12 protein-coding genes are annotated in these 12,127 nt (G+C 36.5%); all 12 read left to right on the top strand.

The window, feature by feature from the left end; genetic code table 11:
• Positions 1-12: 12 nt before the first annotated feature.
• The 12 genes from MHH51_RS15670 to MHH51_RS15615 all read left to right on the top strand — a co-directional run bounded on the left by MHH51_RS15670 (position 13) and on the right by MHH51_RS15615 (position 12,123).
• Positions 13-738, top strand: coding sequence for an alpha/beta hydrolase-fold protein (locus MHH51_RS15670; protein ID WP_156985984.1), 726 nt, complete (start codon positions 13-15; stop codon positions 736-738).
• 92 nt (positions 739-830) lie between these two features.
• The gene (locus MHH51_RS15665; protein ID WP_147211003.1) at positions 831-1,343 is read left to right on the top strand and encodes a YjcG family protein; all 513 of its coding nucleotides are present in this window, start codon (positions 831-833) and stop codon (positions 1,341-1,343) included.
• A 7-nt stretch (positions 1,344-1,350) separates the two neighbouring features.
• Positions 1,351-1,776 carry a GNAT family N-acetyltransferase gene (locus MHH51_RS15660; RefSeq protein ID WP_147211004.1) on the top strand — a complete coding sequence of 142 codons (426 nt, stop codon included), beginning with the start codon at positions 1,351-1,353 and terminating at the stop codon, positions 1,774-1,776.
• Between the two features lie 379 nt (positions 1,777-2,155).
• Entirely contained in the window at positions 2,156-3,142 is a 987-nt protein-coding gene (locus tag MHH51_RS15655; protein WP_339282463.1) for a sugar-binding transcriptional regulator, read from the top strand.
• Between the two features lie 116 nt (positions 3,143-3,258).
• Complete coding sequence (locus MHH51_RS15650) at positions 3,259-4,833, top strand: FGGY-family carbohydrate kinase (protein ID WP_339282462.1); 1,575 nt, start codon at positions 3,259-3,261, stop codon at positions 4,831-4,833.
• Positions 4,834-4,895: 62 nt separating this feature from the next.
• Entirely contained in the window at positions 4,896-5,990 is a 1,095-nt protein-coding gene (locus MHH51_RS15645; RefSeq protein ID WP_339282461.1) for an alcohol dehydrogenase catalytic domain-containing protein, read from the top strand.
• 364 nt (positions 5,991-6,354) lie between these two features.
• Positions 6,355-7,593 carry a dicarboxylate/amino acid:cation symporter gene (locus MHH51_RS15640; RefSeq protein WP_339282460.1) on the top strand — a complete coding sequence of 413 codons (1,239 nt, stop codon included), beginning with the start codon at positions 6,355-6,357 and terminating at the stop codon, positions 7,591-7,593.
• Between the two features lie 258 nt (positions 7,594-7,851).
• On the top strand, positions 7,852-8,631 hold the full coding sequence (locus MHH51_RS15635; RefSeq protein WP_156985989.1) for a hypothetical protein: 780 nt from the start codon (positions 7,852-7,854) through the stop codon (positions 8,629-8,631).
• Between the two features lie 63 nt (positions 8,632-8,694).
• Positions 8,695-9,759, top strand: coding sequence for a zinc-binding dehydrogenase (locus MHH51_RS15630; RefSeq protein ID WP_339282459.1), 1,065 nt, complete (start codon positions 8,695-8,697; stop codon positions 9,757-9,759).
• A gap of 165 nt (positions 9,760-9,924) precedes the next feature.
• Positions 9,925-10,452 carry a PTS glucitol/sorbitol transporter subunit IIC gene (locus tag MHH51_RS15625; protein WP_156985991.1) on the top strand — a complete coding sequence of 176 codons (528 nt, stop codon included), beginning with the start codon at positions 9,925-9,927 and terminating at the stop codon, positions 10,450-10,452.
• 16 nt (positions 10,453-10,468) lie between these two features.
• Complete coding sequence (locus MHH51_RS15620) at positions 10,469-11,479, top strand: PTS glucitol/sorbitol transporter subunit IIB (RefSeq protein ID WP_339282458.1); 1,011 nt, start codon at positions 10,469-10,471, stop codon at positions 11,477-11,479.
• Between the two features lie 290 nt (positions 11,480-11,769).
• A complete protein-coding gene (locus tag MHH51_RS15615) occupies positions 11,770-12,123 on the top strand; it encodes a PTS glucitol/sorbitol transporter subunit IIA (RefSeq protein WP_339282457.1) in 354 nt (117 codons plus the stop codon).
• Positions 12,124-12,127: the final 4 nt, after the last annotated feature.

Raw genomic sequence — 12,127 nt, 5'->3', positions numbered from 1 at the left:
GAGGTGGGACGTTTGCGCAGAAAAGGAAAAATGATTGAAAAAGAAATAGACAGCTCTTTTTTAAAAGAGACCATGACATTACAGATTTATCACCCGGAGACTTTTTCTGAACTGTATAAATATGAAATCTGTATTATGCAGGATGGAAAAGATTATTTTCAAATGGGAAGAATTGCTACATTAAGCGATAAGCTTCATGATGAAAAAGAAATGCACAATGTTGTCTTTGTCGGTATTCACTATAAAGATAAATATGACCGCAGGAAGAAATATCACCCATCTGGCGAACAGAATGAAGCGTATATAAATTTTCTAGTTCGTGAGGTTGTTCCTTACTTAGATGATTTCATACCGACATACCATATGGGGAAATCGCGTTCTTTAATCGGTGATTCTCTGGCAGGTACACTTGCATTGATGACAGCAATGAAATACCCGCATACATTTGGAAAGATAGGTATTCAATCTCCATATGTTGATGATACGGTATTAGCATATGTAGAGCAGGCGAAGCCTTTGTCCACTCTGGATATTTACCATACAATTGGTACAAAAGAAACAGAGGTTCAAATGAGTGATGGGAATACAGCTGATTTTGTAGAACCCAACCGGAAATTAAATAAAGCATTGGAAAAAGCCGGAGCAGCTTATACGTATCACGAATTAGAAGACGGCATTCATACTTGGAAGTATTGGCAAAATGATATGCGGCGTCTATTGACAACATTGTTTGATTAAAATTTCTATTTTCATTTTCTTTTGCTATACTTATGTAGATATAGATTATATATAGCTTATAATAAATAATATAATACCAGGAGGTTGTATTAATGAAATATGGAATCGCGATTTTCCCTTCAAAAACTGTACAGGATCAAGCCAATGCATTAAGAAAACGTTATGACCCAAGGTACTCTTTAATCCCTCCACACATTACATTAAAGTACCCGTTTGAAACAGACCCTGAGAAGATAGATGAAGTTACTCAGGAATTGCGTAAAGTTGCGGGAAGTGTAGATCCTTTTTATATCCATATTAATAAAGTCAGTACCTTTGAACCAATAACAAACACTATTTATTTAAAAGTTGAACCGATTGAACAATTAAAGATGCTGAACGAACAGCTGCAGCAGGGGATATTTGAAAATAACCAGGACCATTCTTTTGTGCCGCACATTACGATTGCACAGGACTTGGTGCATGATGAATTCAGAGATATTGTAGGAAGATTGAAAATGGAAGGCTTTGAAATCAAAGATTATATTGACCGTTTCCAGCTGTTATATGAATTAGAAAATGGCTCCTGGACGGTTTATGAAACATTTTTATTGGGAAAGGAATAAAATATTCATGTTAGTAAAGATTGCGACTGCTCCTATAGAGTTAGAAGCTGTATATCAAATCCGGTCAGAGGTATTTGTTGAGGAGCAGAACGTACCGCCGGAAAGAGAAATAGATGAATTTGATAAAACTGCAACGCATTTTATTGCATATGAGGATGAACTCCCTGTTGCTGCCGCCCGTTTACGATTCACGGAAGATGGTTACGGTAAGCTGGAACGAATCTGTGTCTTGAAATCGCAGCGTGGAAAATCTCTCGGGAAAAAATTAATGCTTAAGATGGAAGAAGAAATCAAAAACCGGGATTTTCATAAAGCTAAGCTAAACGCACAGACACATGCACAGGATTTTTATCAAAAGCTGGGCTATGAGGTTACTTCTGGAGAATTTCTGGATGCAGGTATTCCGCATGTTACAATGGTTAAATACTTATAATTTTAAGAAGGCTCTTATCTCTCTGGGATAAGACCTTTTTTTATTGCAGATTAAATGACTGTAAAATTCTTATGAATGAAAATTTATTTTATAAATATTTCAAAAAACGTTCACAAAGTGGAACAAATGCAATTTTCTATCAAAAAGTCAAGAAAACCCGAATAAATTTCTATTAATTAGGAAATATTTAAATAAAAAATCTAATGAAAGCGTTGACATTAAAATTTTATTGATTTATACTAATCAAAAATGAACAAATGATTTATATTTTGCACATTTGTTCAATTGTTATTCGGTAATAACCTCGTTCAAAAAATGACAAAGGAGTGATATGATAAAAAATAAATAATTGAGATAAGCAGGAGGCTATATTTTCATTATGTCTAAAGTAGATTTGAGGTTATTATCAAAAATTGCATATATGTATTATATCGATAATATGTCCCAGCATGATATTGCTCAGGAGCTTAATTTTTCCAGAAGTAAAATATCAAGGCTTTTACTAGAGGCGCGGGAGCAAGGTATTGTTCAGATAAATGTAACGACCCCGGTAACCCGCTGTTTTGACTTAGAGCAGCAGTTGGAGGAAGTATTTGGAATAAGTGAAGCCATTGTAGTTCCAGTATATTCAACGAAAGAGGAGAATATATTAAATTCCCTGGGGCAGGCAGGAGCAGAATATCTTGTGAACCAGGTGAACGATGGTATGACTGTTGGCTTTTCTATGGGGGAAACGTTAAAGAGGCTTGCTTACTATTTAGGGGATGAGCAGAAAATTGATTGTGAAGTAGTTCCAATTATGGGGGGGAATTGGCCGGGAATGGGTTATGGTTTAGATGCCAATACCATTTCCCAAAGAGTTGCAGAGAAATTAGGGGCAAAGTGTTATCCACTATACGCACCAGCTATTGTTTCTAACCAGGAATTAAAAGAATCTATACTAAGTGACTTAACTGTTCAAAATGTATTTAAAAAATCATTAGAAACAGATATAACCTTTATTAGCGTTGGTGTAGAATTCTCTTCTTATGCCCATATTCATTTATTAACGGAAGAAGAAAAAATACAGTCGAAAGAAGAGAATGTCGTGGGGGAAGTGGCTTGCTGGTTCTTTGATTCTGATGGAAGAATTCCCAATATTGACATCCATAACAGGGTGATTGGATCAAGCATTGAAGAGATCAGCAAACATTCTAAAGTTGTATTAGTATCTGGAAATGATTATAAGAAAGAAGCAATTGATTCAGCACTTGCAGGGGAATGGGTGGATACGTTAATTACCGATGAACATGTTGCAGAATACTTGTTGAGAAACCAAAAAGAAAAGGTAAAACAAGGTATGGAATCAGAGATCGAAATAAAATAAATGAACTCTATATATATCTGGCAACCTTCATCAAAATATTTCTTTTAAGCTTCTAATAGTTTTCACCTGTTTTTCATAGACATGTTTTAAAAGAAAATATAGGGGAGAGGGTATTTGTGAAAAGAGAACTTGTTATTGGTGTGGATGGCGGAACAGAAAGTGTTCGTGTAGGAATTTTTGATTTAAAAGGAAATGAAGTCGGAGAGGGAATAACACCTTATAAAACATATTACCCGAAGCCGGGCTGGGCTGAACAGGATCCAAACGATTGGTGGGCGTCTCTGGCAGAAAGTATAAAAAAAGCAATGAAGGATGCAAATGCTTCTAAAGATGAAATTATCAGTATCGGTTTAGATACTACCTGCTCCAGCGTTGTGTTCTGTAAAAAAGATGGAACACCTGTAAGAAAAGCTGTTATCTGGATGGATATCCGTTCATCAGAAGAAGCGGAGAAGATGGCTGCAACAGGTCATGAAGCATTAAAATATAACGGCTTTGGTAATGTTTCGGCAGAATGGATGCCTAGTAAAGTACTATGGGTTAAAAATCATGAGCCTCAGAATTATCATGAAACAGAAAAAATTATGGATTATGTAGATTGGTATACATTTATGATGACTGGGAGAAACACTGGTTCAGCAAGTACGACTACATTGAGATGGTATTATGACCAGGATAATGGTGGAGTTCCTGAGGACTTTTATAAAACAATTGGCTTAGAGGATATTTTTGATAAGCTTCCTGAAGAAATTAAATATCTGGGGGAATATATCGGTGGCCTCACTCCTTATGCAGCGGAGCATTTAGGATTAGCAGAAGGTACACCTGTCGGCCAGGGGGGAGTAGATTGCTTAAATGGAATGATTGGCCTTGGCGTGACAAAACCTGGAAAGCTTGCACTAATTACAGGATCTTCGCATTGTAATCTGGCATTTACAGATAAATCAATCCATAAAGAAGGAATCTTTGGAACATATCCAGGAGTTGTTTTTCCAGGAATGAAATTAGCTGAAGGCGGCCAGGCTTCTTCAGGCTCTGTTATTAAATGGTTTAAAACACATTTTGGAATAGATATTGAGGAACAGGCAAAACAGGAAGGCATCAGTGTCTACGATATCTTAAATAAAGAGGCTGCTGAGCTGCCGCCAGGATCAGAAGGTCTTCTTGTGCTGGAGTATTGGCAGGGAAACCGTACACCTTATGTTGATGCGAATGTCCGCGGTTTTATCTCCGGTTTGACTTTAAAGCATACACGGGCACATATTTACCGGGCTATTATGGAAGCGATTGCGTATGGTACTGAATTAAATATTAAAAACTTTAAAGAAAATGGTATTCCGGTAGAAGAGTTATATTTAGCAGGAGGAGCAACTAACAGTGATTTGTATTTGCAGATTCATGCAGATGTAAGTAATTTACCAATCAATGTTCCGGAATCGAATCAGGTAGCCTGTTTAGGTTCAGCTATTATGGCAGCGGTTACAGCGGGAGCTTATGCAAATGCAGATGAAGCAGTAAGTCATATGGTACGCTATAAGAAGCGTATAGAGCCTAATCCGGAGAATCATGAAATCTATAAATTATACAGTGAGCAATATCAAAAAGCTTATCCGCAATTTAAAGAATGGATGCATGCTACAAGCAAGCTTGATGGAATTGCTGCTGAAAAAGTAGTAAAACAATCTGTATAACTAGATTAAAAGATGATAAAAGCATAGCAGGATTTAAATCAGTATTTAAGGAGGATTTTGCATTGAAGGCATTACGATTATATGGATCAAAAGATATGAGAGTAGATGATATCCCCGTTCCTGAGATTAACGATAATGAACTTTTGATTAAAATTGATTCCTGCACAATTTGCGGCAGTGATTTTCGAAATATTTCAGCAGGGGGATCAGCGCATGGAATGGACTTACCTCGGGTTATGGGACATGAAATAGCGTCAACCATTGTTAAGGTTGGTGAAAGCTGGAAGGATGAATTTGAAGTCGGCGAGCATATTGTTGTTGCAGCAGTAAGTCCCTGCGGCAAATGTGAATTATGTCTGGAGGGCTATGAAAATCAATGCTTGGACAAACAAGCAACCGCATATAATTATGATGGCGGATTTGCAGAATATATGAGAGTTCCTGAACGTTCCATCCGATCCGGAAATGTATTGAAGGTTTCAAGTGATAAATTGCAGCAGGTTGCATTGAGTGAACCTTTGTCCTGTGCCATTAATGGTCAGGAAATAGCTGAAGTGAAGCTGGGAGACAGTGTACTTGTTGTCGGCTGCGGACCGATGGGATTGTTTCATATTCAATTAGCTAAATTGAATGGTGCCAAACAAATTATTGCCAGTGATTTTGATAAGAATCGTTTAGAGATTGCAAAACAACATGGAGCAGATATTGTTTTCTCCCCACAAGAAGAAGATCCAGCTGAAAAAATAAAAGAGCTTACGGGTGGATTAGGGGTTAATGTAGTGGTTGTTGCTGTACCAGTACCAGGAATAGTTAGTGACGCATTGCAATGGGTAAGGAGAAGAGGCAGAATCAATGTTTTTGGGGGGATGCCTAAGCAAAAGCCTGAAGCCACTCTTGATTTGAATGTAATTCACTATAATGAAATTACAATTACAGGAACATCGGATTCGACAGCAAGACAATTACGTATTGCAGCAGATTTAATTACAACTGGCCGAATAAAAACCGACTTTATGATTTCTAAGGTAGTAGATTTAGAAGAAGCAAGAGATATATTAGTTGCAGGTCCACAGCCGGAGCATATTAAAATCGTTGTAAAACCAGAATTAAGCAGTAAAGCATCAAAGGATAAAGAAGATGCAGCTTATGTAAAATAATTGAGGACTGACATATCGTTCTGGAATAAGACTGATTGATTCCACTCTACCATGTCTCCAGACCAATATGTCCGTCGCTTCATTTTATCACCGGTGAAAATAAAATACAACTTGTCTTAAGGAATCACTATTCTATACGGTCGTATAGAATAGTGATTTTTTGTATAGTTTGATTATTTTATTTGGTAATCTTCTTTACCTTTAATGCTCCTTGATGATGAGCAGAAAAATTTTTATAAAAACCTTTCCGAAAGAGAATTTAATAATTATATGAATATTTAATAACTTTTCATCATTTCATCATTCCTGTAAAATAAAATAGATTCTATTAAAATCATATTGTAAAGGGAAAGGAAATAAAAAGATGTTAGAAAAATTAAAAGCCTACCGGTTTCCGCTTATCCTTTTAGCTTCTATTATTGTTGGAGCGATAATCGGTTTGATTTTTGGAGAAGATGCAACAGTAATAAAGCCGTTTGGAGATCTATTTATTAATTTATTATTTATGATTGTCATCCCTCTTGTTTTCTTCTCTATATCGTCTGCTATTGCCAGCATGGACAGTATGAAAAGACTTGGGAAAATCATGGGTTCCATGATTACGGTATTTATCATAACTGGAGTGATTGCAGCTGTATTTATGCTTGTTGCCGTAGTTATTTTTGAGCCGGGTTCAGGGGTAGATATTCCATTGAGTGCCCCAGATAATGTTGAAGAGCAGAGCTTGGCAGATCAACTAGTCAATACATTTACTGTTCCTGATTTTGTTGAACTGTTCTCAAGAGATAATATGATGGCTCTTATTGTTATGTCGATACTGATTGGTGTCGCAACAGGATTGACAGGAGAGAAAGGAAGACCACTTGCAAGGTTCCTGACCAGCGCCTCTGACGTATTTATGAAGCTGATTCAGCTGATTATGTACTATGCGCCAATTGGATTGGGTGCATACTTTGCCTCATTGGTAGGAGAATTCGGAACAGCACTGATTGGTGATTATGCAAAAGCAGTGATTATTTATTATCCAGTTGCTATACTGTATTTTGCTATCGGCTTTACATTATATGCATTCATCGCCGGAGGAAGAAAAGGAATAAGCCGTTTTTGGAAGAATATACTAGGTCCTGCTGCTACCTCGCTGGGAACAGGCAGTAGTGTGGCAACCATTCCGGTTAACCTGCAGGCAGCCGAACGAATTGGAGTTCCAAAAGATATCCGTGAGACGATCATGCCTCTCGGAGCAACTATTCATATGGATGGTTCCTGTTTATCAGCTATGTTAAAAATCGCTTTTATTTTTGGAGTATTTAACAAGGACTTCACCGGGATTGATACATTTTTAACTGCTATTGGTATTTGTTTATTATCCGGTATTGTTATGAGTGGAATCCCGGGCGGAGGTTTTACGGGAGAATTAATGATAATTACGCTGTACGGTTTTCCAATCGAAGCTCTGCCAATCATTACTGCGATCGGAGTTGTTGTTGATCCGCCGGCTACGATGGTTAACTCGACAGGTGATACCGTTTCAAGTATGGTTGTGGCAAGACATATTGAAGGGAAAGAGTGGATGGAAAAGGCAGATGTATCATCCAGTGCTTAATATACAAAAAACAAGACGCATAAGTACAAAGCGTCTTGTTTTTTTATATGTTACAAATCATATTATGAGATCTTTTCATTTTACAGACATTAATCAATAATAAATAAATTGAAATTTTAAAATAATGAATTGACAAAGAATATTAATTATACTATTATAATTTTAAACCATTATACGTACAAACGGTTTAAGTTGTAATAATTTAAACAATAATGGGTTGATGCTTTATACAAAATAATCTAAGGAGTGGACGACCAAATGGGAAAATCGTTACGGCTGTCAAGAATTTTTAGAAAGGACACAGGTAATTCACTTATATTACCTGTAGATCATGGAATTGGAGGGAGTATTGAAGGATTAGAAGACCCAGTTAAGATTCTTAAAGAGTTACAAACACCTGATATTGACGCAATATTACTAAATGATGGTGTTGCTAGACAAGCTGAAGAAGTTTTTTATGGAAAAGGCACACCAGGCCGAATGTTAAATTCGGATATTTTTAGTTATGAAGTAAAAAATGAACGAATGGAACATCATTTAACATTCAGTCCAGAGTTTGCAGTCCGTAAAGGATATGATTGTATAAAGCTTGTCTTGTTTTGGGATCGTCCTGCTGAGGAAAGAATGCGTTCTATGAAATTGATAGCCTCAGTTATTGAGGAAGCAGAAAAATGGGAAATGCCGGTTTTAGTGGAGCCCCTTACATCAAAGCCAATCGAAGATCCTAAAGAGCGAGCAAAAGTTATCTCTGATGCAAATAGGGCTGCGTTTGAACTAGGTGCGGATATATTAAAAGTAGCTCACCCTGGTGATACAAAAACACTTGAAAATTGGGTGAATTATTTTGATATTCCTATTATTCTGCTAGGTGGAAATAAAAGTGGGACTACGGAAGATTTAGTGAATATGGTAGATGATGCTATTAATGTTGGTATTAATGGTGTTGCAATTGGCAGGAATGTTTGGCAACGGCCGCCCAAAGAAGCAAAAGAATTATTAGCTAGATTTGCAGAAATTATCCATAAGCCCAGAAACTAAAAATGTTAATTATTAAGTAACTCGAAATATTTAGCACAAGAATAACTTAAGGGAGGAATTTTGATGACTAAAATGAGAAAGTTTGCTGTTTTAACAAACGCAAAAAATGCAGAGGTACATGAAGGAGAAATCCCTGAGGTTGGTGATAATCAAGTCCTCATTAAGCAAAAAAATTGTAATATTTGTACAACAGATTTCGGGCAATGGCTGGGTCTAAGGGAACATCAACCATATCCGATGGCAGGTGGACATGAAGGTGCTGGAATCCTTGTCGCAAAAGGTAAAAATGTAAGAGATGAATTAAGTATAGGAGATCATGTTGCACTTGCTTATGATTATTGTGGAGAATGTACGGCTTGTCAAACTGGGAGAACGAGCGAGTGTGTAGAGATATCAAACCCTTTTAAAGATAAAAATGATGAAGGATATTACGGTCATTTAGGTTTTGCAACTTATAATGTTAAAGATGCAAATGCAGTGATTAAAATGAATCCCAAATTATCATTTAGTGAGGCTGGATTTTTGGAGCCGCTTGCAACTGTGGTGAGTGGTCTAAAGCGATTAAGGGTTAGCGCATTAGAACGTGTTGTTGTCATTGGTGCTGGAACAATGGGGATATTAAATGCACTAGCTGCTACAGCATATGGTGCAGAAGTCATTGTTACTGAAATGATGGATAAGAAGATTGAAGCGGCAAGATCAATGGGGCTAAATGTTATTGATGTGAAAGAATGTGATCCAGTAGAAAAAGTAAAAGAATTAACAAATGATAAGGGGGCAGATGCAGTTATTCTTGCCGTTGGAGCTACGAAAGCAAATAATCAAGCATTAGAAATGGTTAAACGCTTAAATGGTAGATTGTTGCTTTTTGCTGCAGGATATCCTGCTCCTGAATTACATGTAGATTCGAATTTAGCCCATTATAGAAAAATGGAATTGATTGGGACCTATGGAGCTGATATAAATGACTTTAATAAATCTGCAAATTTATTAAATGATGGAAAAGTTGATGTGTCAAAATTAATTGAAACAAAAGTACCTCTAGAAGAAATCCAAAAAGCTTACGAGATTGCTAGTAAGCAAGGAAGTTACCGCGTAAGTGTTTTATTACAAGAAGAATCAGAATAACTTTACACAATAAAAATACTACGATGTATGAAGTAATTGGAGAGGATGTCACACTCTCTCTTCACAGGATGTAAGCGCAAACATATAATAAATTAATTTTTTGGCATTAAGATTTTTTAAAATCTCAATCAAAATCAGTATAACAAATAGAAGGAGGATGAAGTTATGTCGTTTGTCGTTGATTTTGCGGAACAGTTTATGGGCTTTTTCGGATTTGTAGGGGATACGTTTGTCGGCATGTTTACTGGTATTGTTCCTATACTTGTAGGAATGCTAACTTTAATTCAATTTATTGTAAATCTTGTTGGTGAAAACCGAATTGAAAGAATAGGAAAATTATTAGCAAAAAGTAGCATATTAAAATATTCGATATTCCCGATATTTGCTGCATTTTTCCTTGGAAGCCCAGCAAGTGGTACTATGGGAAGGTTCCTGCCGGAAAAGTCAAAACCAGGATTAATGGAAGCGTTTTTTAGAAATGGACATCCCTTAACTAGTTTATTTCCCCATACAAATCCAGCTGAATTATTTGTTTGGCTAGGAGTTGCCCAAGGTATTGAGGCACTTGGTTTACCAGTTGGAGCTTTAGCTATTCGCTATGTTATTACCGGTATTGTTGTAGGTGTCATCAGTGGTATTATTACCGAGATAGTATTTACAATTATTGCCAGAAGAAATAATTACGAGGTTTAACAGGGGGTGATAAAAAATGTCTAAAAATATAATGATTAAAGTTGAAAAAGGTGGTAGTGGTTGGGGTGGCCCACTTTATTTACAATGTGAAGGGAAGAAAAACAAAGTATTATCAATGACAGGTGGAGGAATTCATGATTTAGCTACACATATTGCAGACGCTATAGGCGGTGTGGCAGTTGATGGATTTAAAGAGGTACCGAATGATGATGAGATTGTTTGTGCAATTATTAACTGTGGCGGTACATTAAGATGTGGTGTTTACCCACAAAAAGGGGTTTACACGATTAATTTAAATGCGATTGGTCCATCTGGCCCTTTAGCTGAGCACATTAAAGAGGAAATATACGTTTCTGGGGTTAAAAAAGGAAATTTTACAATAGTACAAGAATCAGACCAGCCAGATCATGAACACGCTGCGGTAGTAGAACCTGAAATAGAGAAACAACCAAAAAAAGTCGATAAACAACGTGCAGCCGAAGAAAGCGGTAACCTGATATTTAACCTATTAACCAAAATTGGTTCTGGCGTTGGCTCTGTAGTTTCCATGTTCTTAGACTCTGGTAGAAAAACGGTCGATCTGTTATTGAAAACGATTATACCATTCATGGCATTCGTTAGTATTTTAGTAGCACTAGTGCAATATACAGGAGTAGGGGAATTGATTGCGAACGCTTTAACCCCGCTAGGGTCGTCACTTTGGGGATTACTGCTTATTTCTATTATTTGTAGTTTCCCGTTCTTGTCACCTATCTTGGGGCCAGGAGCAGCTGTTGCGCAAGTCGTTGGTGTTCTAGTAGGCACGCAAATTGCAGCAGGAGCAATTCCGCCACAATTCGCATTACCAGCTTTGTTTGCTATCAACGCACAAGTAGGTGGGGATTTCTTCCCTGTAGGTATGTCTTTAATGCAGGCGAAACCAAAAACAATAGAATATGGTACACCAGCATTCCTGATCGCGAGACAAATTTCAAGCCCTATTGCTGTTGTTATTGCATATCTGTTTAGTATTGGACTCTATAATTAAAGTGATGGAAATATTAAAATTAAAAATTCGCAGTTGCCGAAAAGTTAACAGTAGATGAGAGTAGGAAATAAATGGTTTATGCTAATTAACTTTCATTTAATTAGTAAAACAGGTATCTGTTTTTATTAATAGGATTGTATAAATGATAGACTAACCAATTCAGTTCTCTTTATTTTTTAAAGTTAAAACTAACATAATAGGTACAATAATAGATTTATAAAATATCAAAAAGAAAAGATAAATAATATGTTAAAATGTTTATCGTAAATATTTTTAAGGAGGTAATTTACTTGAAATATAACGTAAATATTGTCGAAGTTGGTTCAAATGTTGAGGATATGTTGAAAACGGGGTTATTAATTCTTTTTAATCAAAGTGCTCCGGAAGATTTAAAACCATTCTGTGTTGTTACCGAAGAAAATAAGCATGATGGACAAGTAGAGTCAGGTGATGTTGTGAGTATAGTAGGCTGTACGTATAAGGTCACAGCTGTAGGCAATATTGTTAATGAAAATCTCTATTCGCTTGGACATGCCTCACTATGTTTTGATGGAGCAAAGAAGGCACAATTACCTGGTCATATTCATTTAACACCGGGTTTTGAAAGCGATTTATCCAATCTTGGGGAAATTACAATCAAGTAGGTGA

Source organism: Oceanobacillus sp. FSL K6-3682 (assembly GCF_037976165.1).
GTDB classification, from domain to species: domain Bacteria; phylum Bacillota; class Bacilli; order Bacillales; family Amphibacillaceae; genus Oceanobacillus; species Oceanobacillus sojae.
Note: the sequence above shows the minus strand (reverse complement) of the source record. Positions and strands in the feature narration are given on the sequence as shown.

What these genes read in the sequence shown, in the direction of transcription:
- MHH51_RS15635 (WP_156985989.1), top strand. Translation starts at nt 7,852, where the DNA reads ATGGGAAAATCGTTACGGCTGTCAAGAATTTTTAGAAAGGACACAGGT.
- MHH51_RS15640 (WP_339282460.1), top strand. Translation starts at nt 6,355, where the DNA reads ATGTTAGAAAAATTAAAAGCCTACCGGTTTCCGCTTATCCTTTTAGCT.
- MHH51_RS15625 (WP_156985991.1), top strand. Translation starts at nt 9,925, where the DNA reads ATGTCGTTTGTCGTTGATTTTGCGGAACAGTTTATGGGCTTTTTCGGA.
- MHH51_RS15630 (WP_339282459.1), top strand. Translation starts at nt 8,695, where the DNA reads ATGACTAAAATGAGAAAGTTTGCTGTTTTAACAAACGCAAAAAATGCA.
- MHH51_RS15665 (WP_147211003.1), top strand. Translation starts at nt 831, where the DNA reads ATGAAATATGGAATCGCGATTTTCCCTTCAAAAACTGTACAGGATCAA.
- MHH51_RS15655 (WP_339282463.1), top strand. Translation starts at nt 2,156, where the DNA reads ATGTCTAAAGTAGATTTGAGGTTATTATCAAAAATTGCATATATGTAT.
- MHH51_RS15620 (WP_339282458.1), top strand. Translation starts at nt 10,469, where the DNA reads ATGTCTAAAAATATAATGATTAAAGTTGAAAAAGGTGGTAGTGGTTGG.
- MHH51_RS15660 (WP_147211004.1), top strand. Translation starts at nt 1,351, where the DNA reads ATGTTAGTAAAGATTGCGACTGCTCCTATAGAGTTAGAAGCTGTATAT.